At 68.3% G+C, this 24,632-nt stretch carries 23 protein-coding genes; 15 read left to right on the forward strand and 8 right to left on the reverse strand.

The annotated features are described in order from the left end of the window. The first annotated feature begins 196 nt into the window (after window positions 1-196). The 5 genes from DS837_RS16520 to DS837_RS16540 all read left to right on the forward strand — a co-directional run bounded on the left by DS837_RS16520 (window position 197) and on the right by DS837_RS16540 (window position 5,082). Window positions 197-667: a DUF3299 domain-containing protein gene (locus tag DS837_RS16520; protein ID WP_149165772.1), complete on the forward strand. Its 471-nt coding sequence runs from the start codon at window positions 197-199 to the stop codon at window positions 665-667. A gap of 87 nt (window positions 668-754) precedes the next feature. Next, window positions 755-1,972, forward strand: coding sequence for a hypothetical protein (locus DS837_RS16525; RefSeq protein WP_149165773.1), 1,218 nt, complete (start codon window positions 755-757; stop codon window positions 1,970-1,972). Between the two features lie 119 nt (window positions 1,973-2,091). Beyond that, the gene (locus DS837_RS16530) at window positions 2,092-3,270 is read left to right on the forward strand and encodes a glycosyltransferase family 4 protein (protein ID WP_247889972.1); all 1,179 of its coding nucleotides are present in this window, start codon (window positions 2,092-2,094) and stop codon (window positions 3,268-3,270) included. Next, window positions 3,263-4,234, forward strand: coding sequence for a hypothetical protein (locus tag DS837_RS16535; protein WP_247889973.1), 972 nt, complete (start codon window positions 3,263-3,265; stop codon window positions 4,232-4,234). The genes DS837_RS16530 and DS837_RS16535 overlap by 8 nt, the downstream gene beginning before the upstream one ends. A 20-nt stretch (window positions 4,235-4,254) precedes the next feature. Beyond that, window positions 4,255-5,082 carry a glycosyltransferase family 2 protein gene (locus DS837_RS16540; RefSeq protein WP_247889974.1) on the forward strand — a complete coding sequence of 276 codons (828 nt, stop codon included), beginning with the start codon at window positions 4,255-4,257 and terminating at the stop codon, window positions 5,080-5,082. Window positions 5,083-5,105: 23 nt separating this feature from the next. On the opposite strand, the gene DS837_RS16545 is transcribed toward DS837_RS16540, so the two are convergent. The 3 genes from DS837_RS16545 to DS837_RS16555 form a co-directional block, all read right to left on the reverse strand. Continuing rightward, window positions 5,106-5,573 carry a helix-turn-helix domain-containing protein gene (locus DS837_RS16545; RefSeq protein ID WP_145626568.1) on the reverse strand — a complete coding sequence of 156 codons (468 nt, stop codon included), beginning with the start codon at window positions 5,571-5,573 and terminating at the stop codon, window positions 5,106-5,108. A 120-nt stretch (window positions 5,574-5,693) separates the two neighbouring features. Next, a complete protein-coding gene (locus DS837_RS16550; RefSeq protein WP_247889988.1) occupies window positions 5,694-6,491 on the reverse strand; it encodes a glycosyltransferase family protein in 798 nt (265 codons plus the stop codon). A 29-nt stretch (window positions 6,492-6,520) separates the two neighbouring features. After that, window positions 6,521-9,574 (reverse strand): SLBB domain-containing protein, encoded by a 3,054-nt coding sequence (locus DS837_RS16555; RefSeq protein ID WP_247889975.1) that lies wholly within the window; start codon window positions 9,572-9,574, stop codon window positions 6,521-6,523. Window positions 9,575-9,784: 210 nt separating this feature from the next. Here DS837_RS16555 and DS837_RS16560 point away from each other — a divergent pair, with 210 nt between their 5' ends. Continuing rightward, window positions 9,785-10,405, forward strand: a complete 621-nt coding sequence (locus DS837_RS16560; protein WP_149165777.1) for a putative metalloprotease CJM1_0395 family protein — start codon at window positions 9,785-9,787, stop codon at window positions 10,403-10,405. A 25-nt stretch (window positions 10,406-10,430) separates the two neighbouring features. Here DS837_RS16560 and aguB read toward each other — a convergent pair whose 3' ends face one another. Continuing rightward, the gene (aguB, locus tag DS837_RS16565) at window positions 10,431-11,327 is read right to left on the reverse strand and encodes an N-carbamoylputrescine amidase (protein WP_149165778.1); all 897 of its coding nucleotides are present in this window, start codon (window positions 11,325-11,327) and stop codon (window positions 10,431-10,433) included. 434 nt (window positions 11,328-11,761) lie between these two features. Between aguB and DS837_RS16570 the strand changes: the two genes are divergently transcribed. Further along, the gene (locus tag DS837_RS16570) at window positions 11,762-12,205 is read left to right on the forward strand and encodes a MarR family winged helix-turn-helix transcriptional regulator (protein WP_247889976.1); all 444 of its coding nucleotides are present in this window, start codon (window positions 11,762-11,764) and stop codon (window positions 12,203-12,205) included. 41 nt (window positions 12,206-12,246) lie between these two features. On the opposite strand, the gene DS837_RS16575 is transcribed toward DS837_RS16570, so the two are convergent. After that, a complete protein-coding gene (locus tag DS837_RS16575; protein ID WP_149165780.1) occupies window positions 12,247-13,557 on the reverse strand; it encodes a pentapeptide repeat-containing protein in 1,311 nt (436 codons plus the stop codon). 182 nt (window positions 13,558-13,739) lie between these two features. Between DS837_RS16575 and phoU the strand changes: the two genes are divergently transcribed. Further along, window positions 13,740-14,450 (forward strand): phosphate signaling complex protein PhoU, encoded by a 711-nt coding sequence (gene phoU, locus DS837_RS16580; protein ID WP_149165781.1) that lies wholly within the window; start codon window positions 13,740-13,742, stop codon window positions 14,448-14,450. 52 nt (window positions 14,451-14,502) lie between these two features. Here phoU and DS837_RS16585 read toward each other — a convergent pair whose 3' ends face one another. Beyond that, window positions 14,503-14,727 (reverse strand): ChaB family protein, encoded by a 225-nt coding sequence (locus DS837_RS16585; RefSeq protein WP_149165782.1) that lies wholly within the window; start codon window positions 14,725-14,727, stop codon window positions 14,503-14,505. A 236-nt stretch (window positions 14,728-14,963) separates the two neighbouring features. Beyond that, window positions 14,964-15,791, reverse strand: a complete 828-nt coding sequence (locus tag DS837_RS16590; RefSeq protein ID WP_149165783.1) for a hypothetical protein — start codon at window positions 15,789-15,791, stop codon at window positions 14,964-14,966. A 516-nt stretch (window positions 15,792-16,307) separates the two neighbouring features. Between DS837_RS16590 and DS837_RS16595 the strand changes: the two genes are divergently transcribed. From DS837_RS16595 to DS837_RS16615, 5 genes are all read left to right on the forward strand, one after another. Beyond that, window positions 16,308-17,882 carry a DegQ family serine endoprotease gene (locus DS837_RS16595; RefSeq protein WP_149165907.1) on the forward strand — a complete coding sequence of 525 codons (1,575 nt, stop codon included), beginning with the start codon at window positions 16,308-16,310 and terminating at the stop codon, window positions 17,880-17,882. Between the two features lie 104 nt (window positions 17,883-17,986). Further along, window positions 17,987-18,745, forward strand: a complete 759-nt coding sequence (locus DS837_RS16600; RefSeq protein WP_094306301.1) for a glycosyltransferase family 2 protein — start codon at window positions 17,987-17,989, stop codon at window positions 18,743-18,745. Window positions 18,746-18,776: 31 nt separating this feature from the next. After that, window positions 18,777-19,112 (forward strand): lipid-A-disaccharide synthase N-terminal domain-containing protein, encoded by a 336-nt coding sequence (locus DS837_RS16605; RefSeq protein ID WP_149165784.1) that lies wholly within the window; start codon window positions 18,777-18,779, stop codon window positions 19,110-19,112. Further along, entirely contained in the window at window positions 19,109-20,794 is a 1,686-nt protein-coding gene (locus DS837_RS16610) for an ArnT family glycosyltransferase (RefSeq protein ID WP_149165785.1), read from the forward strand. The genes DS837_RS16605 and DS837_RS16610 overlap by 4 nt, the downstream gene beginning before the upstream one ends. 154 nt (window positions 20,795-20,948) lie before the next feature. Next, on the forward strand, window positions 20,949-21,332 hold the full coding sequence (locus DS837_RS16615) for a hypothetical protein (protein WP_145626580.1): 384 nt from the start codon (window positions 20,949-20,951) through the stop codon (window positions 21,330-21,332). Here DS837_RS16615 and DS837_RS16620 read toward each other — a convergent pair. Further along, the gene (locus tag DS837_RS16620) at window positions 21,304-22,272 is read right to left on the reverse strand and encodes an ROK family protein (protein WP_149165786.1); all 969 of its coding nucleotides are present in this window, start codon (window positions 22,270-22,272) and stop codon (window positions 21,304-21,306) included. The two genes, DS837_RS16615 and DS837_RS16620, sit on opposite strands and share 29 nt — an antisense overlap. Window positions 22,273-22,530: 258 nt before the next feature. Here DS837_RS16620 and DS837_RS16625 point away from each other — a divergent pair, with 258 nt between their 5' ends. Then, a complete protein-coding gene (locus DS837_RS16625; protein WP_149165787.1) occupies window positions 22,531-23,325 on the forward strand; it encodes a hypothetical protein in 795 nt (264 codons plus the stop codon). 401 nt (window positions 23,326-23,726) lie between these two features. Next, the gene (locus tag DS837_RS16630) at window positions 23,727-24,632 is read left to right on the forward strand and encodes a branched-chain amino acid ABC transporter permease (RefSeq protein WP_109068303.1); all 906 of its coding nucleotides are present in this window, start codon (window positions 23,727-23,729) and stop codon (window positions 24,630-24,632) included.

Consider the following 24,632-nt stretch of genomic DNA (forward strand, 5'->3'; position numbering starts at 1 on the left):
AAGCGAGGCCCGAAGTCGCTGCACAGCGACCTCTTACGTATGGCCTATCGCTCGCCTGTTGACCTTGGGCGAAGGCTCGGGAACAATTCGACCATAAGCACGACGGTCTGAGATAAGGCCGCAAGGGCGCCTTCAACGATCGAATGAACGGTCGAATGAACGACCGAAACGGGCAGGATCGAGGGGGAGGACAGCCATGACGTCGCGCCGACAGGTTCTGCTGCCGCTCGCGCTGGCCCCGGTGGCCGGCTGGGCGATCTGGGCCACCAACGCCAGCGAGCCCACGCACCCCGCCGGGCCGTTTCATCTGCCATTGGACGACACGACGGCGCTGTGGCGGGATCTGGTGCAGGTTCGTATGGAAGGGCCGGCTGCCAACCCGGTCTTTCCGACCCGCATCAAGGCGTTGGAGGGAAAACTGGTGACGGTGCGCGGCTTCATGGTGCCGCTGAGCGACGCACCCGCCCACAACCGCTTCATCCTTGCCGCCAATCCCATTTCCTGTCCGGCCTGTCATCGGCCCAGCCCCTCGACGATGCTGCACGTCCACAGCCAGATCCCGGTCCGTGAATCGCAGGCCCCAATGCTGATAACCGGCACGTTGCGGCTGAATCCTTTGGAGGGATTGTTCTACCGGCTCGACCGTGCCGAGCTGCGTTACGCCTGACCGTTGCGGATCTGATCGGTCGTTCCCTTTTTCGCTGTGTCATGGAATGCTGCCGCCTGTTCGAGTCGGACCGATGGCGGAGAGCGCGTGGGCGAAGGGGAAGGGGCGCAGTGGCGGGCCGCCGGGTTGTTCCTGGCGCTCGTCTTCTATGGTCTGCTGAGCGCGCCGGCCCCTGCGGAGGTCCGTCCGGCGGAGGCGATGATCGGCGCGCTGTTGGTTCTGGGCATAGGGCTGTGGCGCCCCCTGTCGGTGGCGACGGGCCAGACGTTGCTGGAAGGCGATTCGCCACCGTGGGAGACGCCCGCGGTGCTGGCTCTGGCGGTGTTGTTGTGGTGCCCGCTGATGCGCGGTGTGTGGCTGGATTGGGCGCTGGGCGACATGGTGCGCGACGTGGTGCCCCTTCTTTACCTGTTCCTTCCCGTGCTTCTGGTGCCGTTGCTGCGTGCCGCCCCCGACTGGGCGGTGGGGTTGCTGGCCGGTGGTCTGGCGGTGGCCGGTGTGGGGTTCGCGTTGCGTTGGTGGAAGCAGGTGGACTGGGGCTTCGGCGCCGTCGGCGTCCGGGCGATGGCGGATGGCGGCGTCTATCTGCTGAACGCGCCGTCGGTCCTGTTCGCCGCCATCGCGCTGCCGGCCTTCGGTGTCGGGATGCTGAGGCGCGGCGGGTGGCTGCGGCGCGTCGCCGGTGTGGCCGCTGTTTTGAGTGGCTTGCTGTGTCTGGTGGCGCTGGCCGGGGCGGTGCATCGGATGGCGCTCGGGCTTGCCGCGACAGCCTTCGCCGCCTTGGCGCTGTGGTGGCTGCGCCGGGCGCCGCTGGCCGTGCTGGGGGCGGCGGGAACGGCGCTGCTGATTGTGACGCTTTTCCCCGAAGCGCTGTTGGGCGCCCTGGGACAGGTGGCCGAGAAAACCCGGCTGGCCGGGGCGAACGCCCGGTGGGAGGAGGCGGAGGCCGCGCTCGGGCAGGCCCTGTCCTCCCCGGCTGCCTTCCTGTTCGGGCAGGGCTGGGGGGCGCTCCTCGTCAACCCGGCGGTGGGCGGCTGGCGCGTGTCCTACACCCACACGCTCGTGACCTACGCACTTGCCAAGACCGGTGTGGTGGGGTTGTGCGCGCTGATCGTCTATCTGGGCGCTCTTGCTCCGCGTGTGCTGGCGCTCCTGCGGTCCGATCCGGCGCTCGGATGGGCGGTGTCGGCGCCGCTGGTGATGGCGCTCGGCGTGCACACCAGTTTCAAGTATCTGGACACCGGCCTTCTGCTCACCCTCGCCGCGCTGGCGGTGGAGCGCGGGAAGCGGTTGCCGACACGCTGAGGGAAATGCATACTTATGCGTGTCAAACCACCGCAGTGATCATTCTCTCGTGGATTCTCCATCCATCCTGTTCGTCAACCGAGTGTTTCCTCCGGAGAAGGGGGGCGACCGGGCGTTGCGTGTCCGATCTGGCGGAGCGGATGGCGGCGATCGGCTGGCGGGTTACCGTCGTCGCGGACGGGTGCGGCCCCAGCGATGCGCCGCCCGGCGTCACCGTCCGCCGCACGGGCGGAGGGCGCCCACCGGATGTGGGGGCGGGAGGCAGAGACGCGCGGTTGACCGCCCGCGGCTATCTCGCGGCCGCGGTGCGTCTGATTCAACGGGCGTTGCGCCTGCCGCGGCACGACGTTGTGGTCACCATGACCGATCCGCCGCTGCTGGCTTGCGCAGGGCCGCTGATCGCCGCCCGTCATGGCGCGGCGTCCATTCATTGGAGCCAGGATGTGTTTCCGGCGCTGTTGCCGGTGCTCGGCATCCGCCTGCCGGAACCGCTGATGCGGATGACGGAGGTGGCGAGCGCCCGGGCGCTTCGCCGCCATGACGCGGTGGTCGCCATCGGGCGCTGCATGGCCGGGCGGCTGGCGGCGGCGGGGGTGCCGGCGGAACGGATCACCGTCCTGCCGAACTGGCCCGATCCGCGCATCCGGCCCGTGCCGCGCGCGGACAATCCGTTCCGGCTGGAGCATGGTCTGGGCAACCGGTTCACCGTGGCCTATTCGGGAAACATGGGGCTGGCCCATCCAATGGACGCCGTGCTCGACGCGGCGACGCTGCTGGCCCGCAGCGATTCCACCGTCGAAATTGTGCTGATCGGGGAGGGGCGGCGGCGGGCCGCCGTGGCGGAGGCGGTGGAGCGGCGTGGGCTGCCGAACGTCCGGCTGCTGCCGCTCCAGCCGCCGGACCGGCTGGCCGAGAGCCTGTCCGCTGCGGATCTGCATCTCGCGACCATGGACCCGCGGGCCGAAGGGCTGCTGGTGCCCAGCAAGGTGGCCGGCGCGTTGGCGGCTGGCCGGCCTTGCCTGTTCCTGGGACCGGCGGGCAGCGACGCGGCGGCCATGTTGGACGGCTGTGGGCAAAGGCTGGCACCGGACGACGCGGCCGGACTGGCCGGCGCGATCCGTCGCTATGCCCTCGACCCGGCCTTGTGCGCGGAGCACGGGGCGCGGGCGCTGGCCGTCGCATCGGCCTGGGACGCCACGGCAGCGGCCCGTCGATTCGCGGCGTTGGCGGGCGCGTTGCGCCAGACGGGGCTGCGCGGCGCATCCGTCCTGCCCGGGCGGAGCCTGCCGCATGCCTGATGGAATGCCGCTGCGCCGCTCTCCGTTGGAGGCCGAGGCGGCGGAGTCGGGCCTGCGGTTGCGCCGGTTCCTGCGGATGATGCGGGAGGGGTGGCCGATCCTGTTCATCGGTGCGGCATTGGGCGTGGCAGGATCCGTGACCGCCTTGCGGCTGGTGGTTCCACAATACACCGCGGTGATGGTGATCGGGCCGACCGCCCGCGTCGGGGCGGCGGCGATGGGGGCGCGGTTGCCCGTTCTGATCGGCCGGGAAGCCGCTGCCGCCGCGTCGGAACCCGGTCCGGGGGATGAGATCCTCTCGGATTTCGCGCGCTACCTCCAGCTCTTCACCTCCATCCCGGTGGCGGAGCGGATGATGGCCGATCCGGTGCTGCTGCGCGGCCTGTTTCCCGGTCGCTGGGATGACGAGGCGGGGGGCTGGCGCCCTGCGCCCGGACCCATGGCGTCCGCCAAGCGGCTGTTCCTCGCGCTCGTCGGCCGGTCGGATTGGGTGGAACCCGACGCGGAGCGGGTGGCGAGCGCGCTCCGGGACCGGCTGACCGTCGACATGGTCGGCAGCGGGCCGATGCGGCGGCTGCGGCTGCGCCATCCCGACCGCGCCATGGCGTTGCGGATCCTCTCCGCCGCCGCCCAGGCGACCGACGCCCATCTGCGGGCGGAGGCGTCCCGGCGCAGCGCCGCGCAGATCGCCCATGCCCGCGCCCGTCTGGCCGGGATCACCGTGGCGGAGCACCGCCGCGCCCTTGCCGACCTGCTGTCGGAGCAGGAGCGGATCGCCATGATGATTGAGGTCGATCTGCCGCTGGCGGCGGACGCCATCGAACCACCGGCCGCGGCGCAGCGCCCGGATTGGCCGAATCCTCTGACGGTCGTTCCCATGGCGGCGCTGCTTGGTCTGGTGGCCGGGGCGCTCGTCGTCAGTCTGCGGCGCCTGTGGCGGGCGGGTGGGGAGGCGGCTCCGTGATCCCCGTGTCGGTCGTGGTGATGACCCGCAACGAGGCGGCCAACCTTCCCCGCTGTCTGCCCGCGTTGGAGCGTTTCGCCGAACGCTTCGTGGTGGACAGCGGCAGCACCGATGGAACGCCGGCCATCGCCGAGGCGGCGGGGGCGCGGGTCGTGCCCTTCCGGTGGGACGGGCGGTACCCGAAGAAGAAGCAATGGTGCCTGGACCGACTGCCGTTTCGTCAGGATTGGGTTCTGTTCGTCGATGCGGACGAGCGACTCGGCGGCGCGCTGGTGGAGGAGATCGCCGCGCTGATGACCGCGGGGCCGCGGCATGCCGGGTATTTCATCGATGGTCATCCGGTGTTTCTGGGCCGGCGCCTGCGCTTCGGCGCGCGCAACCGGAAACTCGCCCTGTTCGACCGCAGGAAGGCGCACTTCCCGACCGTGCCCGACCTCGACGTTGCCACCATGTGGGAGGTCGAAGGCCATTACCAGCCGATGATCGCCGGCACCGTCGGACGGCTGCGCCACAGCCTGGACCATGCGGACGACAAGCCGGTCGCGACGTGGTTCGACCGACACGCCCGTTACGCCGACTGGGAGGCGGCACTGCGGTCTGATGGGAGGATGAAGGATCTGATCGCTCGGGAATCCAGAGCGCGCCGATGGCTCAAGACGTGGTTCGGCGTGGTGCCGGCCCGTCCGCTCCTGGTCTTTCTGTATGGGTATGTTTGGCGCCTGGGCTTCCTGGACGGTGGTCCGGGGTTCCAACACGCTCTGGCGCGGGCCTTCTACTACTGGCAGATCGGCGTGAAGATCGCGGACGCGAGGCGGCGTGCCAAACCTCCCGCGTCCACCGATGACTGAGGGTCGGTCGATGGTGCCGTGCCTTACACCGCCTCGTCCAGAGCGCGCTCGCCGCCCAGCGCCTTGAGGAGGTCGAAGGTGCGCTTGCGCACGGAGGAATCTTCGATCCGGTAGTAGGCGCGAACCAGTTCCAGGGTCTCGCGGCGGGCCATCGACTCGAACTCCTCCGTTTCGGACGGCGGAAGGTCGGGCGACGGGGTGGCGATGTGCTCCGGCGACGGCATGTCCTCGAAGAAGTAGCTGACCGGGACGCCCAGGACCTGCGACAGGTTGAAGAGGCGGCTGGCGCTGATGCGGTTGGACCCGCGCTCGTACTTCTGGAGCTGCTGGAAGGTGATGCCGACCGCCTCGCCCAGCTTCTCCTGGCTCAGGCCGAGCAGGGTCCGGCGCAGGCGCAGCCGGGCGCCGACATGAATGTCGATCGGGTTTGGCCCCTCGCCACGGCGTGACAGCGTGTGGGCGGGTGATAGCTTGGATTTCGTGGCACTCATAATAGACCCTCAGTATGGAGGTGGTTCGCGCCACCAGGGAAATTGGTTAGGTCAGAAAGTAAATTCTATGCAACTTTTCGTGCGCATCAATAGCTAGATGCGTGGAACAGTCGACAAAGCTTATGAAAGAAACGATCGTTCATTTGCTGAGAAACGATATTTCGCATAAAGCCATGGAATTGTCTGGCGCAGGGTAAGAGCAAGCCATTGTAATCCCCATAATGTTGCGTTGGCCGTCCGGCCCAGCCCAAGCAGCTCGCGGCGGATGATCGCCTGCTCCCGCCGGCCGCGCGCCGGGTCCTGCTGGGACCGCCCGCCAGGGGCGAAAATGCATACCGCAAGTGGCAATCGGTGGGCCGGGTCCCCTTGCTTGAGGACGGTCAAGGTGAACGCATAGTCGGCGGCCAGCGCGTGGCGCAGATCGAATCGGACGTTGGACAAGACCGCCAGCCGGTAGACCATGGCTTGGTGATGCGTGAACATGCCCAGCAGGGCGCGGCGGTGCGAGCGCGCCGGCTTCAAAATCAGCCGCCCGCCGGGAAGCTCTTCCAGCGCATCCCCGTAGAACAGGCCGGCGTCCGGACGCGCGGCCAGGATGGGAAGAAGCCGCTCCAGAACCCGGTCATCGGCCAGCCGGTCGCCGGCGTTGAGGAACAGGACGTGGCTGCACGGAGGGCCGCAGGAGAATGACCGTTCGGCAACGGCATCCAGCGCGACGTTCATGGCGTCGTACAGGCCGCGGTCGGGCGACGAGCGCCACCAAGCCGCCTCGTCCCCCTGGCGGGCCAACCATGCGGCTGTCCCGTCGGTGGAAGCACCATCCGCCACGAACCAGTCGTAGGCCGCCACGGTCTGGGCACGCAGACTGGCGCGGGTGGCGAGCAGGCCGGGCAGGTCGTCGCGGACCACGGTGACCACGGCCAACCGGACCTGTCCCGCTTTACCCGTCACTCGGAGATCACCGCGATGGCCGCCGCCGAGATGGCGAGTTGGCCGAGGATGGTGCCCATGTTCTTGGAAAACTCCATCAGATCGAACGGCTTCGGGTCGCGCGGCACCACGATGGACGAGCCCGGCGGGATCGCCGTGACGGTGTGGTTCCAAGAGGAGAGGGACAGCGGCTGCGCCCGCCCGTCCGGCAGAACCAGGAAGATGCGGGCGTCGTCGGCGTTGCGGCTCGCACCGCCCGCCTCCCGGAGATAGGCTTCGGCGGTCTTGCCGCTGACGAACTGCGCGGCGGTCGGATGAAGCACCTCGCCGGTCACGGTCACGGTGAGGGGACGTTTCGGAATCAGGATGCGGTCGTCCGGCTCCAGCAGCACGTCCAGTTCCGGTCGCTGGCGCAGAACCAGGGGATCGGCCTCGACGACGATGCGGCCCAGCGGTTCCACGCCGCGCAGCTGGGTCGCGAGCTGCCGGGCCAGCCCGACCACGTCCGAGCGCGCGGCCTCGCCCTTCTCGACCTCCTGCACCATCCAGCGCTCCAGGTCGCGGGCCTGCTGGTCGAACCAGGCGCGCTCGCGCTTGCGCTCGCTGTCGCGCAGGAAGCTGGTCCCGGCGGGATAGGCTTCCTCCGTCAGGCCGCCAGCCCGGTCGATCAGCGACGACAGCGTCTCGCCGCGTGCGACATCGTAAGCGCCGGGACGGCGCACCGCGCCGGAAATGGTGACGGCCCGCGCCTCCAACGCCTGGGGTTTGGGGTTGACGCGCAGGCTGTCGCCCGGACGCAACGCCGTCCGGGCCGACGCGCCGTCGTTGAGGTCCAGGCGGCGGCGCTGGCCGGTGGCGGTGGTGACCTCCAGGCTGGCGAGATCGGCGGTCGCGGCGAGGCCGCCGGCGGTTGCCAAAAGGGCCTCGACGGTCGCCATCTCCGCCACGGGATAGGTGCCGGGGGTTCGCACGGCGCCCCGCACCTGCACCCCGCGTTCCCTCACCAGTTCCGCGATGTCGCCGGGGAGCGGCGGTTCGGTGTCGGATGGTTCGGCGTCCGGCGGTCCGGTGTCGGTCGGTGGCGTCCCAGACTTGCGTTCCTTGTCCGGGGACCTCGCCAGCGAACGGACCTCGGCGGTGGAGAGCAGGCGCACCCGATCGCCGTCGGAGAGCGCGCGGTTGGCCTGTCCGGACGCCACCTCCTGCGGCGAGAAGGGAATCAGACGATGGGCGAGGGTGCGGCGGTCGAAGCGCTCGATCACGCCCAATAGGGGATAGACGTCCCGTTTCAGCGCATCGCCGCCGGTCAGCGCGTCGCGCAGCGTGGAACCCCCGGCCAGCGGACGGACGCCGGGGCGGCGGGCGTGGCCGGTCAGCTCGTAGACGGGATCGTCGGGTTCCACGATGGTCCCTGCCGCCGCCGGACGGTGTTGCGATGCTCCGCCGAAGGCGGGCGCGTGAGCGCCGGACTCCGGCCCGCCCGCGGCAAGCGCCAGCTCCGCAGCGCTGCCCCGCCCGGTGGAGGGGTAGAAACCGGGGCGGGGGACACCGCCCATCAGCAGGGTGGAATGCTCCAGCGCAAAGACGAGCAGGTCGGGAACGGCTTCGAACAGGGGCGGGCAGGGGGTGCGTCCGCCGGTCAGCCGCGCCGCCGCCTGTGCCTGGGGGCCGTGGGCGAGCGGTCCGTCCGGCTGGGCCGTCAGGGCGCGGGCAAGGACCATCAGGCCGCGGCACGCGTCCTGTGCCGGCTCGCGCGCCCCGCGCAGAAGCTCCAGCACCGGTTCGGAGGTCAGGAAGTCCACATCGTCGGCGCCCAGCACGTAAAGAACGTCGTTTTCGGCAAGGGGGCGGCGGTCACGGCCGGCGAGCACGGCCCCCAAGTCGATCGGTTGCAGGATGCGTGAGCGGTTGTCCGGATGAATGGAGGCGAGCACCGCGAAGGGAAGATAGGGCGCCGCCCCCAGATCGGCCGTTGAAACCAGAGCCCCGATGGTCGGGGTCCGCTCCAGCGCCCGGGCGCCGGGGCGCAGGACATGGCCGTCCAGCCGCAGATCGCCGCGCCGGTCCTCCCGGCGGGGCGCCAGCAGCAGCAGGTCGCCGTCGCCCAGTTGGGCGGTGTCCGCGTCGGACAGCTCCTCCGCCCGCTCCTCGCCGTTCGGACCGATGGCGTAGCGAAGCACCCGATGCGCACCGGGCCGCAGAAGACCCCCGGCCATCTCCCGCGCCACGGCGATCGGCAGACGGTCCTCGCCGGGTGGAAGCTCATAGACGCCGGGACGTTTCAGCGACCCGGCCAGCGCCACCGTGGGGCCGAGCGGCGGCACGAAGACGCGGTCGCCGTCGCGCAACCGAATGCCCGCGTTCGCGCCGTCCCCGGTCATGAACAGGTCGTAAAGGTCGATGGGCAACCCGGTCGCCGGGGCGTTTGCCGCCGCGTGCGCATGAAACAGGCGGATGCGGCGGAGCGAGCCGCCGCGGGTGACACCGCCGGCGGCGGTCAACGCGTCGATCAGCGTGGCGAAGGCACCGATCTCCTGACGGCCTGGACGCGCCACGGCGCCGGTCACCAGGACGCCGATCCGCCGGATTTCCGTCACTGAGACATACACCTCAGTGTTCGGAAAGGAGGCCGTCACGGCGTCGGCCAACTGGGCGCGCAGTTCCGCCAGGGTCAGTCCCTGGGCCACGACGGGCCGCACGTCGTCGACGGTCAGCAGCCCCGCCCCGTCGATGAGGTGGCGCTTGCTGATGGATTTCTGGCCGCGCAGGGACACCAGAAGCTCGTCGCCCGGACCCAGCGTATAGTCCGCCTGCACGCCGCCCGATCCGTCGCGCCGTGGCGGGTCCTGGCCGAACTGGTCGTAGCCGAACTGAAGGAGGACGGAGCCCGCCCGCTCGCTGTAGGCGGCCTCGATCGGTGACGGGGAGTCCGAGGCGGGAGCGGGACGGGTGGTGCCGCCGCGAGGCGGCGGGATCGCCTGGGAGGATGGCGCCGTATTGCGCGCGTGCAGCACCGGAGATGCCGGCTCCGCGGCGGACACGGCGAGCGCCCAGGCCATCAGTGCCGCCATCGGCACCAAAAGGGCGAGAATTCTGCGCGCGGAGTCACACATCGATGGTGCTGGCACCGTGGTCAGGTTCCGTATTGGCCGTCAAAGTCTGATGCAATGAATACTAATGCGTGCATAACCCGGAAAAGGCAACGGCCAAGCTGCGTTGCCGCGCCGCCATGCTGCGTGTAGACTGACGGTCATCGCGTGGAACGCGCAGGAGCCGCGGCCATGGTTGCCGGTGTATCGACCCGTGGCGTTTATGGTGTGCCGCTTCGGCGGTACGGCCAGGCGGCGCGTGACCGGGCCCCGGACAGCGCTCAGGCCGCCGAACAGCCGGGAACGCTGACCGACGATCAGCAGCGGCAGGTTCAGGAACTCAGACGCATCGATGCCAGTGTCCGCCAGCACGAGGCGGCGCATCAGGCGGCGGGCGGCCCTCACGCGGGTGGAGCTTCCTTCACCTTCACCCGTGGCCCGGACGGCAAAAACTACGCAACCGCCGGCGAAGTGCAGGTGGACGTCGGCGCGGAGAGCGACCCCGAAGCCACCGTCCGCAAGATGGACACGGTCAAGGCGGCGGCCTTGGCGCCGTCCGACCCCTCGGCCCAGGACCTTCGCGTCGCCCAGCAGGCCGATGCCGCCAAGATGCAGGCGCAGCAGGAGTTGCAGAGGAAGGGTTCAGAGCCGGGCGCACGGAGCGGCGGTTCATCCGATGGGAAGGACGCTGGAGAGGACGGCGCGTCGCCAAGCGATTCCGCCGCGCCGGCGCTCGCGGCGCGCGGCGCGGCGGCTTATGCGTCGGCCTTCGGCATCGGCCGGCGGACCGGCACCGCCGGCATCATGGTCTGATGCCGGACGGTCCGGTTCCGGGGCTTCAGCGGCGGACGGGGGACTCGCCGTCGAGGGTCAGCAGCGGGCCGTAAAGTTCCGGCCGGCGGTCGCGGAAAATGCCCCAGGACGCGCGCTGGGCGGCGATGCGGTCGAGGTCGAAGCTGGCGGTCAGGACCGTCTCGCTGTCGCGGTCGGCCTGCGCGACCAATTCTCCGGTCGGCCCGGCGATGAAGGAGGAGCCATAGAAGGTGATCCCGCAGGTGTCTCCCTCTTCCCGCCCGATGCGGTTGGAGGCGACCAGCGGCATCAGGTTGGCTCCGGCATGGCCCTGCATGACCCGCGTCCAGTGGGCTTGGCTGTCCAGCGAACCGTCCTGCGGCTCGGACCCGATGGCAGTGGGGTAGAACAGGATCTCCGCCCCCTTCAGTGCCATGGCGCGGGCCGATTCCGGGAACCACTGGTCCCAGCAGATCGCGCAGCCGATGGCGGCGTAGCGGGTCTCGTAGACCTGAAAGCCGGTGTCGCCAGGGTTGAAATAGTATTTTTCCTGGTAGCCGGGGCCATCCGGGATGTGGGACTTGCGGTAGACGCCAAGGACCGTGCCGTCCGCGTCGATCATCGCCAGGGAATTGTAATAGGCGTTCCGCGCCCGCTCGAAGAAGCTGGTGGGAATGACCACGGAGAGTTCGCGGGCGAGCGCGCTCATCCGAGCGATCACCGGGTGATCCTGGACCGGGTGGGCGAGGGCGAACAGGTCCTGCTTCTGGTCCTTGCAGAAATAGGGCGTTTCGAACAGTTCCTGCGGCAGGATGATCTGAGCGCCGCGCGCCGCCGCTTCGCGCACGAGGCGCTCGACGCCGTTCACATTGGCGTCGCGGTCCCAACCGCAGGCCATCTGGGTCGCCGCAACGGTGACGGTGCGTTCGGTGGTGGGGCGCATAAGCTGGTGCTCCTGTGCTCTTGCGTGTGCTGTGCCGTGTTAATGGGCGGACGGCTGGGCGCGCAACCCCATCGCCGCCCTGTCACAAACGTTTCAGATTCGTCCACGTTTCCAGGCCGGGCAATTCCCCGCCCTTGTCCGATGTCGGTGCAGAACTTGAAAGTCATACGCATAAATATGAAAATCTCCCCGAGAGATCTCGGGATGGTTATGTGATATATTATTTCAGGTACAAGAAATTTTAATCCGCAAACGCTTTGCGATTTTTCCGAGAGACGGTATGATCGGGCAAGTTGATTTCGTCCGCTGCACCGCACCACGGCCTGACGGACGCCTGCCGAGAGATCGTCGTCATGGTTGGGCGTTTCAAGAGACAGGAACCCATCGTCGCTGAGCCGCAAGGGGAGGATGCCGACGCGCTCCCCCCGTTTGTCATGACCTTGCCGCGCGCCGTGCGGGAGGTGCATCGCGCCATCGCGCGTGCGCTGCAGATCCGCATCGCCGACCACGGCGTCAGCATGGGGCAATGGTATTTTCTTCGTGCCCTATGGGAGGAGGACGGGCTGACCCAGCGCGAATTGAGCCAGCGCGTCGGCATGATGGAACCCACCACGGTAACGGCGCTGAACAATCTGGAACGCTGCGATCTCGTCCAGCGGGTGCGCAACCCCCACGATCGCCGCAAGGTGAACATCTACCTGACGCCGAAGGGCAAGGCGTTGCGGGCCGACATCCTGCCGGGAGCGGAGGAAATCGAGGAAGCCGCCACCCAGGACATCTCGCCGAGCGAACTGGAACTGACCGTCAGCGTGCTGCGCCGGGTGGCCGCCAATCTTGGCGGATTGCCGCCCGTCGGCGGGGACGACGATCTGGGGTAGGGGGCGCGGCAACCAAACGAATCCCGCGCCGATCGTTCCGGTCAGTCGTCCGGATCGGGAGGGGGCGGCAGGCTGGCCCCGGTCAGGTTGGCGCCGGTGAAGCGTGCGTCGCGGATGTTCGCGTCGCTGAGTATAGCCCCGGTCAGGTCGGCGCTGGAGAAGTCGCAGCCCGCCAGATTAGCCCCGCGCATGTTGGTGCGGATGCAGGACGCTCCGGTGAAGTTGCTGCCGGTCAGATTGGCCGCCCAGAGCCGCCCGGTCGGTCGGCCGTCCGGACCCTTTATGTCGACCCAGCCAATGCCCGCCCCATCGAAGCGGGCGCCGGACAGGTTGGTGCCGCGAAGCGTCGCCCCGTCGAGGATGGCGCCGCTGAAGTCGCTGTCGGTCAGGTCGGCGGCGGAGATGTCGCACATGATGAGCAGCGAATCGCGCATCTTGGCGCCGACCAGCCGCACACCGCGCAGGTTCGCGCCGGACAGATTCACGCCGTGAAGGTCGATGTGCGACAGGTCCGCTCCGCTGAGGTCGGCGCGCGATCCCATGGCGCCGTTGGTGTTGATCCAGGTGTAGTGATTGTGAAGCGCTTCCTGGATCTGAATCGAGAAATTCTCGGCGGAGCGCGCCATGTTGGCGCCGGTGGTGTCCGCCCCGGCAAGGTCCGCCCCCTCCATCTTCGCGCCCTGGAGGTCGGCGTTGCGCAGGTTGGCGCCGGCCAGCACCGCGCCGTTCAGGTTGGCGTCGCGCAGGATGGCGCCCTGCAGGTTGACGCCGGACAGGTTGCAGCCGCGCAGGTCGGCGCGGGCAAGGTTGCAGTTCTTCATGGTGGAGCGCATCAGCGTCGCTCCCGCCATCAGCGCGCCTTCGCAATCCGCCCCGTTCATCGACACGTCGGTCAGGTCGGCGCCGGACAGGTTGGCGTTCGACATCATCGCGTCGTCCATGTCGCTGCCGGACAGGTCCGAGCGAACGAAGTCCAGGCCCTTGCTGCCGTTGGCGCCGTTCCCGCCATACAGCAGCGCGCCGCCGCGCAGGTCGGCTTCCTTCAGGATCGCCCGCTTCAACTTGGCGCCGCGCATGTGGGCGCCGCGCAGATCCGCCCGGTAAAGGTTGCAGCCGGTCAGGTCGGCCTTGGTCAGATGGGCGGCGAACAGGTCGGCGTGGCTGAGATTCGCGTTGGACAGGTCGCAATGGGCCATGTTGGCCCCGGACAGTTTGCCCTGCGTCAGTTCCACCCCGGCGAGATTCGATCCCTCCAGGTTGGTCATGGTCAGGTTGGCGCGATTGCCGCCCGACCGGTTCTTCAGCCAACGCTCGTGCTTTTCCAGCACGGCGACCAACTCATGTGGCGTCATGACCCCGTCCGACAATCGGCCCGTTCCCGGCACGGCGCAGGGGGATGGGCGCGGTTACTCCAGCGCGTTAGCAGTGTCATAGGATAATCTGGTTTATTTGTTAACATGCTGTTCCGCTGCCGGGCGCGATGCAACGATGGACCGGTGCTGTGTGGCGAAGCGACAAAGGGAGGGGGTTCGGAATGACCGGCGGACATACGGTGGCGGCGTTCGACGCGGAACTGGCGCGCCTGCACCAGATCATCGTGACCATGGGACGGCTGGTGGAGGAGCAGTTCGCCGTCGCGCTTGAGGCCATCGCGGAGCGGGACGCCGGCAAGGCTGCACGGGTGATCGAGGCCGACGCCGAGATCGACCGGCTGGAACTTGAACTGGAAGCGTTGTGCGTGCGGTTGCTGGCCCTGCGTCAGCCGATGGCGAAGGATCTGCGCGACGTCGTGTCGGCGCTCAAGATCGCCTCGAATCTGGAGCGCATGGGCGATTTCGCGAGTTCGGTCGCCAAGCGCGCGGTCACCCTGGCGGATCTGCCGGTGGAACCGCCCGTCGCGTCGCTGTCATGGATGGGCGAGACGGTGCTCGGCATGATCCGCGACGTGATTGCGGCCTATGACGGTCAGGATGCCGAGCGCGCGATGGCCGTCCGCAACCGGGATGGGCAGGTGGATGCGGCCTACACCAGCCTGTTCCGCGAGTTTCTGACCTATATGATGGAGTCGCCGGCGCAGATCACCGGCTGCACCCACCTGCTGTTCGTGGCGAAGGCCATCGAGCGGGCCGGGGACCACGCCACGAACGTGGCCGAAAACATTTGTTACATCGTTCAAGGGCGACTGCCGTCCGAGGAACGGACCAAGGGCGACCTCAGCAGCTTCACCGTGGTCGAGAAGGAGTGACGGCGCATGCGGCGCGCCCAGGGGTGACGAGCCCAAACGGAACCGTGACGCCTCAATGTTTGGGGCGCCACCCGCTGCCGTCCGGTTCGTAACGCCGCCGCACCGCGGCCCAGGCGACCTTATGGGCCAACAACTCGCGCTGCATGGCGTGGCGAGCCTCCGGTGACCGGCAGCCCTGCCAGGTGTGATTGAAGGCCGACCGGTAGATATCCTGCGCGGGCGGCGGCAGGCATCGCTTCACCGATTCGGGCAGTTCGGTGTTCTTGCGGAAGGTCATGGGGCGTTCCTCCGGCTTATGATTGCCTTGTTCCCACCATTATAGCCGCTATTCCAATGAAGGCCGTAGGGCTTTTTCCGGTGGCGTTGGAGGTAGGCGACCCCTCCGGACGTCCTAGGTCGAACGACCTGTAATGAATGATCGGGGATATGAAAAAAGCCCCTCCCCAGGCGATGGGGAGGGGCTTTTCGGTAACCCAAGCAGCGTTGCGAAGGACCCGTTCTGATGGCCCGGTCTTACGGCGTGCGGCGTGCGGTGCGGTGCGCCGGGATCGGAATGGGCCGGAGCGCCTGCTCTTCGCGGCGGCTGGCCGACATGTCGATCTCGATGCGGGCCAAGGCCTTGCGCAGCTCGTGCACCGCTTCCGACAGCGTCTGGATCGACGCTTCGCCCGGCTGTTGGCGCCAACCGCGGTATGCGTTCAGGCAGCCGCGTGCCGTGTCGCGCAGACGCGCCTCGACGGCATCGATCGGCGGAGGGTTGGTGCCGGCGGGGCGGCTTCCATCCGCGACGGCGGGCTGGGATGCGGGCTGGGCGGGCGTTGCTGTCGGTTGGCCCGCTGCCGGTTGAGCCGGGGCCGGCTGGGGAGCCGGCTGCGGCTCCGGCCGGTTGAGGCGCAACGTCTCGGTTTGTGCCGGCGCGGACGGCTGAACCGGCGTGGGCTGGGGTGCGGCAACCGGTGTTGCCGGCGGAGCCGCGTTTTGGGGGGCCTGAGCTGGGGCCGTGGCGCGGCGCGCCAGCTTGGCTGGTGCCGGAGCGTCCGGAGCGGCAACCGGAGCGGGCGGCGGTTCCTCCGCCAGCGCGTCGCCGGCCGGCGCTTCCGCCGTGGCGTCGCCGGCGGCCTCGGTGGGCGCGCCTTCTTCGACCGGGGCATCCTTGTCGCTGGCCGCCTCGGCCTTGCGGATGATGTAGGAAATGGCGCTCGGCGTGCATTCGAATTCACGCGCGATTGCCGAAAGGGTTGCGCCGGAACGGTAACGCTCAAGAATCTGCGGCCATGCCGACTGGGGGATTCGTCCGCGCTTCTTCGGAGCCTCCGGTTCGGACCCGGTTTCTGCGTTCATTATGTCGCTCGGTTGCCAAAGTGAATTTTGAGTCATGCGTACGCTGCTTGGGCCGTATCGCGCGCCTACTGACGCATCGGCACGCGGGCGCGTGCACAAGCATCACGTCAGGAGCCGTTTTTGCGTGCGATGTTGTCGGTACGGATGAATATCGGGAACTTGCTGGGAAAATGCCAGAAGAACTTTGCGCCACATGGAAAAATTGCGCTTAGGCGGAATGCCGGAGCCTCAGTCCGAAAGCTGGATTGCCTTGTGGCGGCTGCTTGCGCGGACCGCATAGGAATATCCGCGGGCGAAAATTTTAAAAACTGTATTTCACGAACCGGTCGTACAGGAAGCGGTTGCAAAGAGGTTTGAAAAACCATGGCGGTCCGGAATGCGTTGCGGAGCGTTCTGTTGACATGAGGCGCCCATCGCTAAGGCGCGCGCTGTCCGACTGGCGGAGTTTCCTACATGCCGCATTCCATCGATCGATTCCGGCCCTTGTCCGGCTTCGTCCAGCGCCAAGCCGGATTGATGTCCGGATTGACGTTTGGATCCGCATCGCGATTGGCGGCGTCCGCCGCGCCCGCGGGTCTTGTCACTGTCCTTCTCGTCTTGGCGGCACCGGCGTTTGCACAGGATGCGGGTGGAGCACCACCGGCGCCGGCGGCACCGCCGCTGGCGTCCGCTCTGCCGCCCAACGCTCCCCCGACCTTCGCCGAACTCGCCGAGAAGCAGTTGGACGCCGTGGTTTTCATATCCACCACCCAGGCGGCGCCGCAGGACGGTCCACAGGCGGGACCGCGCGGACCGGAACGTCCCGGATTTCCGCCCGGTTCGCCTTTTGAAGAGTTCTTCCGCGAGTTTCGCGACCGCCAGCGCGGCCAGCCGCAACAGCAGCAACAGGCGCCGCGCCCGACCGCGGCGTTGGGGTCCGGCTTCATCATCGACCCGGCGGGCTTCGTGGTCACCAACAGCCACGTGGTGTCCGAGGCGGCGGAGATTTCCGTCACCATGCACGACGGTACGAAACTGCCCGCGAAACTCGTCGGCGTGGATGGGCCGACCGATCTTGCGGTCCTCAAGGTCAACAGCAAGAAGCCGTTGGTTTCCGCCCCCTGGGGTGACAGCGAGGCGCTGCGGGTTGGCGACTGGGTGGTCGCCATCGGCAATCCCTTCGGTCTCGGCGGATCGGTGACGGCGGGAATACTGTCCGCGCGGCAGCGCGACATCCAGCAGGGGCCGTACGACGACTATTTGCAGACCGACGCCTCGATCAACCGCGGCAATTCCGGCGGGCCGCTCTACAACCTCAACGGCGAGGTGATCGGCATCAACACGGCCATCTATTCGCCGACCGGCGGGTCGGTGGGCATCGGCTTCGCCATCCCATCCTCCATCGCACGTCCGGTCATCGAACAGTTGCGCGATCATGGCCAAGTGCGCCGCGGCTGGCTGGGCGTCCAGGTGCAGGGCGTGACTCCGGACATCGCCGAGAGCCTGGGCATGCAGGAGCCGGCGGGCGCCCTGGTGACCAGCGTGTCTCCGGATGGCCCGGCCGGAAAGGGCGGCGTCCGCCAAGGCGACGTCATCACCCGTTTCAACGGCGAGTCCATCGAGCAGATGCGCGAACTGCCGCGTGTCGTCGCGGCGACCAAGATCGGGTCCGCCGTGCCGCTGGAACTGGTGCGCGAGGGCAAGGCCGAAACCCTGACCGTGACGGTGGGCGAGTTGGAGCCGCAGGAGCAGGTCGCGTTGTCCGGGTCGAGCGGGGCGCCGCGTCCGGAGACGACGGTCGACAGCAAGCAGGTCCTCGGCCTGACCCTGTCGCAACTGACCCCCGGCCTGCGCGACAGCTTCTCCATCAATCCCGATGTCGACGGCGTGGTGGTGACCGAAGTCGGCGATGCCAGCGCCGCCAGCGAGCGCGGGATCGAGGCCGGCGACGTCATCGTGGAGGCCGGGCAGGAACCGGTGAAGACACCGGAAGATCTGAACCGTCTGGTCGACGACGCGCGCAGCCAGGGTCGCAAGACCGTGCTGATGCTGCTCAGCCGCGACGGCGACCTGCGCTACGTGCCGATGCCCATCGAGGACCGCAGGGGCTGAGGGCAGCCGGAGGCTGTCCCCAGGGGCTGTCCCAACCTTTTCCTCTACCGTTTGCCGGGCGGCGGGAGTAATTTGCCCGCCACTTGGCGAATGGGATTAATCCAGTGAGCGTAGATTCCGAGGGCCGTCCGCCCGTGCGGCTGTCGGTCGTGGTTCCGGTCTTCAATGAGGCCGAAAACGTCCTTCCCCTTCTCGAAGAGATCGAACGTGCGCTGTCGCCCGCCGACGTGCTGGGCCGCGCCTTCGAGGTGATCTATGTGGACGATGGGTCCAGCGACGACACGCTGACGCGCCTCGCGCCCGTGGTCGCCGCGGGTCGTCTGCGGCTGGTCCGCCATGTCCGCCGGTCCGGGCAGAGCGCGGCCGTGCGCACCGGGGTCAAGGCGGCGCGCGGGGAGTGGATCGCCACCCTCGACGGCGACGGCCAGAACGATCCCGCCGACATCCCCGCCCTGTTCGCCCTGGCCGCCAAGGGCGGTCCGGATGCGCCGGTCCTGGTCGGCGGTCTGCGCAAGAAGCGGCAGGACACGCTGTCCAAGCGGCTGGCCTCGCGCTTCGCGAACGCGGTGCGGCAATCCTTCCTTCAGGACGGCTGCACCGACAGCGGCTGCGGGCTGAAGCTGTTCCGCCGCGACGCCTTCCTCGATCTGCCCTTCTTCGGGGCGATGCACCGCTTCCTGCCCGCCCTGTTCCGGTCGCACGGGCATCCGGTGGCCTACGTGCCGGTCAACCACCGCCCGCGGGAACGCGGCGTGTCCAAATACACCAATTGGCGCCGCGGGCTGATCGGCGTGGTCGATCTGCTGGGCGTCTATTGGCTGAAGCGGCGCACCGCGCTGTCGCCCGCGGTCGAAGACCGCTGATCCCTCTTCCGTCCGGACCGGTCGCCGCCCGATGCTCGAACGCGCCATCGCCTGGTATCAGAGCCAAAGCACCGCCGACCTGATCTGGGTCGGCGTCGGTTTTTTTGCGCAGGCGCTCTTCATGATGCGCTTCGTCGTGCAATGGATCGCCAGCGAGCGCGCCCGGCGCAGCATCGTGCCGGACCTCTTCTGGTATTTCTCCATCGGCGGCGGGGTTCTTCTCTTGGCCTATTCGATCCAGCGGGGTGATCCGGTGTTCATGTTCGGGCAAGGGCTGGGCCTCATCATCTATTTCCGGAACCTCTATTTCGTCTTGAACAACCGCCGGAACGGCGGGTCGGACGGCAACACGGCGGGCACGCCGTGAGCGCGGTGCCGAAGGCCTCGGCCGGCCGCCTGCCGGTCCTGGCCTATCTGGCCCTGGCGGTGCTCAGCGTCCTGCTGTTCCTGCCCGGCTTCTTCGATCTGCCGCCCTTCGACCGCGACGAGGCGCGCTTCGCCCAGGCGTCCCACCAGATGCTGGAAAGCGGCGACTATGTGGACATCCGCTTCCAGGACGAGGCGCGCCACAAGAAGCCGGTGGGCATCTACTGGCTGCAGACCGCGGCGACGCGGCTGGTCGACGGGCCAAGCGGGATGCCGAAGGAAATCTGGACCTTCCGCATCCCCTCCCTGATCGGGGCGGTGCTGGCGGTGCTGGCGACGGCCTGGACCGGGGCGCGGATGTTCGGCGGCACGGTCGGGTTTCTCGCCGGACTGATGATGGCCTCCTGCGTCGTGCTGGGCGTCGAGGCGCGCATGGCGAAGACCGACGCGGTGCTGCTCTCGACCATCGTGATCGGGCAGGCGGCGCTGGCCAGCCTCTATCTGAACCGCCATGCGGAGCGGTCCGGCTGGGCGGCGCCGCTCGCCTTCTGGATCGCCGCGGGCGTGGGCATTCTCATCAAGGGGCCCATCGTCCTGCTGGTGTCCGGCACGACGGCGCTGGTGCTGGCGGTGCTCGACCGCCGGGCCGGCTGGCTGAAGCGGCTGCGCCCGCTGGTCGGCCTCGCCATCGTGGTCGCCATCGCGGCGCCCTGGCTGATCGCCATCACGGTCAAGACCAAGGGCGCCTTCTTCGCGGAATCGGTCGGCCACGACATGATGGGCAAGGTGGTCAGCGGGCAGGAGGCGAAAGGCCTGCCGCCCGGCTATTACCTGGGCACCTTCTGGGTGACCTTCGCGCCTTGGTCCTTCATCGCGCTGCTGGCCGTTCCCTGGGCGTGGCGCCATCGCAAGGGCACCGGGCCGGTGGCGGACGCCGTGCGCTTCTGCGTCGCCTGGATCATCCCGAGCTGGCTGGTCTTCGAAGCGGTGCCGACCAAGCTGCTGCACTACACGCTGCCGGTCTTCCCGGCCATCGCCATCCTGACCGCCGCCGCGGCGCGCGAGCATTTCCTGCGCCGTGCCGACGCGCCGCGGTGGGGTCTGTTCTCGGTCGCCACCGCTCTCGGGGCCATTGGCTTCGGCGCCCTGACGGTCGCGGTCGCGGTGATCCCCTATCTGGTGGACGGGCGCGTCGATCCGGTGGCGGTCGCCATGCTGCCGGTGGTGCTGGTGCTGTACGCGCTGGCCGTACGCCTGTTCGCCCAGCGTCGCGAGACGTCGGCTTTCTCGGCGGGGTTGGCGGCGGCGGCGGTGCTGTACGCGGGCACTTATGGTGCGGTCCTGCCGGGCATCGACGGCGTGTGGATCAGCCGGCAGGCCGCGCGGACGGTCGCGGCGGTGCGCCCCTGCACGGACAGCGTGGTCGCCTCCGCCGGCTATTCGGAACCGAGCCTCGTCTTCCTGCTGGGAACCGACACGCGCCTGACCCATGGAACGGGCGCCGCCGCTCATCTGGCGGAGAACCCGTCCTGCGGGCTGGCTCTGGTGACGGACCGGGAGGAGGCGCAGTTCCGCGCCGCTCTGAAGGGGGCGGAGCCGGAGCCGCTCGGCCGCTTCACCGGCTTCAACTACAACACCGGCAAGCGGCTGACCCTGACGCTTTATGGTGCGCCGCGCCCCTGAACATGCCGGAATGGGGTGTCCTCCGGCTAGAGGTTGCCGAATGGGGGTGCGGGCTGAGTAACCCGCCTCCTCCCTGGACATGCGCGGCCGCATCCGGCGGAATCCGTCCTCCACACGCAAAAGGATGGAAGGCCGCCGTGTCATGCTTCGAACGATGACTGTAGCGACCCTCGCGGTGCTGGCCTTTGCCGCACCCGCCGAAGCGCAGAGGCAGGAATACCCCTCCTGGGTGTATGAGGAGATGGTCCCGACCGGCCCTCACATGCGCCGCATGGAAGAGGCCCAACCGATTCCCGGGGCGCGGCCGTCCCATTGGGGCGCCATGGGCAACGGCGAGCAGTTCCGCGCCGGCTCGCGCGGCTACGGCACCGATCCGGCCCGCGCCACCCCCTCCTACTCCCGGACCAACTCGCTGACGCCCCCGGTCCGCGACGGGCGCGGCGCGGCAACGGCGGCTCGGCGTGGCGGTGGCGGCGACAATGTGCCGGGCACCCCGCGCGAGGTGACGCTCAATCCGGAATACACCTTCGAGCGGTAGCCGCGGCCTCCTCGGGCCGCCACAGCCAGGCAGCCCCCCGAACCCCGCTCGAATCGCCGTGGACGGCGCGGCGGACCGGGGTGTCCACGCTGTCCGAGAAGGTCCAGCGGGCGATGGCCGGGGGAAGGGCGGTGTAGAGGAACTCCAGGTTCGACAGCCCGCCGCCCAGCACGATCACGTCCGGGTCCAGGACATTGACGATCCCCGCCAGCCCGCGCCCCAGCCGGTCGACCAGCCGGCCGAGGGTGGCGCGGGCGGCGGCGCCGCCGCGCTCCGCCTGCGCGGCGATGGCCTCCACCGTCAGGTCCGCCCCGGCGATCCGGCGGTGGTCGGCGGCGACCGCGGGGCCGGACACGAAGGTCTCCAGGCAGCCTGACTTGCCGCAGTAGCAGGTCGGTCCGGGCCGCTCCTCGTCGGTGGGCCAGGGCAGGGGGTTGTGCCCCCACTCGCCGCCGATGGCGTTGCGGCCGCCCAGCGGACGGCCGTCCACGACGATTCCCGCCCCGCAGCCGGTGCCGAGAATCGCCGCGAAGACGACGCCGCAGCCGGCCCCGGCCCCATCCGCCGCCTCCGACACCGCCAGACAGTTGGCGTCGTTCTCGATCCGCACCGGCCGCTCGAGCGCCGCGGCGAGATCGCGGTCGAAGGCCTTGCCGATCAGCCAGGTCGAATTGGCGTTCTTCACCAGCCCGGTCGCCGGGGAGATGGTGCCGGGAATGCCGACCCCGACGGTGGCGTCCGCCGATCCCGTCGCGCGCTCCAGTTGCGCCACCAGATCGGCGATGGTCCGCACCGTCGCGTCGTAGTCGCCGCGTGGTGTAGGGACGCGGAAGCGGGCGCGCTCCTCTCCGGCCGCGCCGAGCGCGATCCCTTCCGTCTTTGTGCCGCCGAGGTCGATGCCGATGCGGATGAGCGAAGGAGGAAGGTCGGTGCGCTTCATGGGGAAAATTGCCCTGATGTGTGGCCCGCGTCACAGACGGACGCCGGGACTGTTGCAATACTGGGAAAGACCGGCGACCCGCAAGCCAAGCAACCATCCGACCTCTCTGGCGACTCTCGCGCCACAGGCTGGGACAAATGGTCTTTGCTCCGGCGATATGGGTTGACCGTCTGTCGGGATCTTGTAGAACCAGCGAAGGAGAGGGCGTGATCCGTCGGATTCCGCCCGTCAATCAGGGCCACCGGAGCCGGACCAACGATGAATCGCCAGCGCGCCGCCCATCGCATTCCTTCCTTCACCTTGCGCAGCGCCGCCGCCGTCGGCCTCGCCGTGCTGTTCGCCGGCACCGCGCTGCCGGCCGTCGCCAAGGAGGCGGCGAAGCCGGCTGCTGAAAAAACGGCTGCGAAGGCCACCGCGAAGCCGGCCGCCGCGAAAAGCACGGCTGCCAAGAGCGCCGCGACCAAGCCCGGCGCCTGCTACAGCCGCGCGGAGCATGCCGCGGAGCAGACCATCCGCATGCACACCGAGATGATGGTGGTCGGGCTGACCTGCCAGCAGGTGAATCCGGACAAGAAGCCGTTCAACCTGTACCAGGACTTCACCATCAAGAACCGCTCGCTGATCTCCAATTCGGAAGCGTCGATGATCGACCACTTCCGCAAGAAGGGCGGCGGCAACGCGACGCGGCAGTTCGACATGTTCCGCACCGAGCTGGCGAACGAGGTCAGCCGCCGCGCCGCGGTGATCGGCACCGGGCTCTATTGCGCCAACTTCGTGGACCGTTCCAAAGCGGCCATGGACCTGACGGCGGACGACATCCGCGTCCTGACCGGCGATGAAAAAAGCGCCGGCCTGATGCATTTGTCGTCAAAGCCGCTGTGCGACGTTCAGGTCGTCAGCAACCCGGACGTGAATTACGACGTCGCCCAGGCCCCGGCCTCGCGCGGCGGCAGCGCGGCGGCGCCGTCCAAGTCGACCGGCAAGGCGACGGCCAAGGCCCCCGGAAAGCCCAAGGCCCCGGCGAAGACCCAGGTGGTCTCCGCCAAGCGCTGACCGGCCAGTATCGATGGTGATGCCGGAGGTCATAGGCGATCCGGCATCATGCATCGCAGCAGTGGCACAGTTGTTGCGAAGCCCTCTTCACCATGGTGGAGAGGGCTTTTTTCATGCGATGCATTCGCTATGGTAGAAGGCAAGCGCAAACTTCACGGAACTGACATGAATCGATATTGCAAATTCTCGGAAAATTGGTATTACCGCATATAGAGTGCGGGTTTGCCCTCTTGCTCTGTTGAGAGCCGCTGGGCTAACGTTCCGCTCACACAACAATCTTGGCCCCGCGCTCAAGAGCCCGGGTAAGCCAATTCGGGGAGTGGCACTTCACGTGACTGGTGTACGAGCGCGCTTGTCTCGCTCGCCGAAGCCTGCGCATCGCGCCGAGGCGAGGTAAGACAATGGAATATTTTCTTCAGCAGTTGATCAACGGCCTGTCGCTGGGCGCCATCTACGGCCTCATCGCGATCGGATACACGATGGTGTACGGCATCATCGGCATGATCAACTTCGCCCACGGCGAGATCTATATGATCGGCGCCTTCGTGGCCCTCATCACCTTCCTGGCCATCGGCAGCCTGGGGATCACCTGGGTTCCGCTGGCCCTTCTCGTCATGCTGGTCGCGTCGATGCTGTTCACCGCCGTCTACGGATGGACGGTGGAACGCATCGCCTATCGCCCGCTGCGCAGCTCGCCGCGTCTGGCGCCGCTGATCTCGGCGATCGGCATGTCGATCTTCCTGCAGAACTACGTTCAGATCCTACAGGGCGCCCGCAGCAAGCCGCTGCAGCCGATCCTGCCGGGCAACCTGACCATGATGGACGGCGCGGTGTCGGTCAGCTATGTGCGTCTGGCGACGATCGTCATCACGATCGCGCTGATGTACGGCTTCACCCAGCTCATCACCCGCACCTCGCTCGGCCGCGCCCAGCGCGCCTGCGAGCAGGACAAGAAGATGGCCGGCCTGCTGGGCGTCAACGTCGACCGCGTCATCTCGCTGACCTTCGTCATGGGCGCCGCCCTGGCCGCCGTGGCGGGCATGATGGTCCTGCTGATCTACGGCGTGATCGACTTCTACATCGGCTTCCTGGCCGGCGTTAAGGCCTTCACCGCCGCGGTGCTCGGCGGCATCGGCTCGCTGCCGGGCGCCATGCTGGGCGGCGTGGTCATCGGTCTGATCGAGGCCTTCTGGTCGGGCTACATGGGCAGCGAATGGAAAGACGTGGCGACCTTCACGATTCTCGTGCTCGTCCTGATCTTCCGTCCGACCGGCCTGCTGGGCCGTCCGGAAATCGAGAAGGTGTGA

The organism is Azospirillum brasilense, from assembly GCF_008365405.1.
GTDB classification, from domain to species: Bacteria; Pseudomonadota; Alphaproteobacteria; order Azospirillales; family Azospirillaceae; genus Azospirillum; species Azospirillum brasilense_D.

Bases quoted from the DNA above. Each gene is read 5' to 3' on its own strand.
- DS837_RS16625 (WP_149165787.1), top strand. From the start codon at position 22,531: ATGAATCGCCAGCGCGCCGCCCATCGCATTCCTTCCTTCACCTTGCGC.
- phoU (WP_149165781.1), top strand. From the start codon at position 13,740: ATGACCGGCGGACATACGGTGGCGGCGTTCGACGCGGAACTGGCGCGC.
- DS837_RS16570 (WP_247889976.1), top strand. From the start codon at position 11,762: ATGACCTTGCCGCGCGCCGTGCGGGAGGTGCATCGCGCCATCGCGCGT.
- DS837_RS16535 (WP_247889973.1), top strand. From the start codon at position 3,263: ATGCCTGATGGAATGCCGCTGCGCCGCTCTCCGTTGGAGGCCGAGGCG.
- DS837_RS16545 (WP_145626568.1), bottom strand. From the start codon at position 5,573: ATGAGTGCCACGAAATCCAAGCTATCACCCGCCCACACGCTGTCACGC.
- aguB (WP_149165778.1), bottom strand. From the start codon at position 11,327: ATGCGCCCCACCACCGAACGCACCGTCACCGTTGCGGCGACCCAGATG.
- DS837_RS16630 (WP_109068303.1), top strand. From the start codon at position 23,727: ATGGAATATTTTCTTCAGCAGTTGATCAACGGCCTGTCGCTGGGCGCC.
- DS837_RS16555 (WP_247889975.1), bottom strand. From the start codon at position 9,574: ATGGCGGCACTGATGGCCTGGGCGCTCGCCGTGTCCGCCGCGGAGCCG.
- DS837_RS16595 (WP_149165907.1), top strand. From the start codon at position 16,308: ATGTCCGGATTGACGTTTGGATCCGCATCGCGATTGGCGGCGTCCGCC.
- DS837_RS16575 (WP_149165780.1), bottom strand. From the start codon at position 13,557: ATGACGCCACATGAGTTGGTCGCCGTGCTGGAAAAGCACGAGCGTTGG.
- DS837_RS16520 (WP_149165772.1), top strand. From the start codon at position 197: ATGACGTCGCGCCGACAGGTTCTGCTGCCGCTCGCGCTGGCCCCGGTG.
- DS837_RS16620 (WP_149165786.1), bottom strand. From the start codon at position 22,272: ATGAAGCGCACCGACCTTCCTCCTTCGCTCATCCGCATCGGCATCGAC.
- DS837_RS16605 (WP_149165784.1), top strand. From the start codon at position 18,777: ATGCTCGAACGCGCCATCGCCTGGTATCAGAGCCAAAGCACCGCCGAC.
- DS837_RS16585 (WP_149165782.1), bottom strand. From the start codon at position 14,727: ATGACCTTCCGCAAGAACACCGAACTGCCCGAATCGGTGAAGCGATGC.
- DS837_RS16590 (WP_149165783.1), bottom strand. From the start codon at position 15,791: ATGAACGCAGAAACCGGGTCCGAACCGGAGGCTCCGAAGAAGCGCGGA.
- DS837_RS16540 (WP_247889974.1), top strand. From the start codon at position 4,255: ATGACCCGCAACGAGGCGGCCAACCTTCCCCGCTGTCTGCCCGCGTTG.
- DS837_RS16560 (WP_149165777.1), top strand. From the start codon at position 9,785: ATGGTTGCCGGTGTATCGACCCGTGGCGTTTATGGTGTGCCGCTTCGG.
- DS837_RS16615 (WP_145626580.1), top strand. From the start codon at position 20,949: ATGACTGTAGCGACCCTCGCGGTGCTGGCCTTTGCCGCACCCGCCGAA.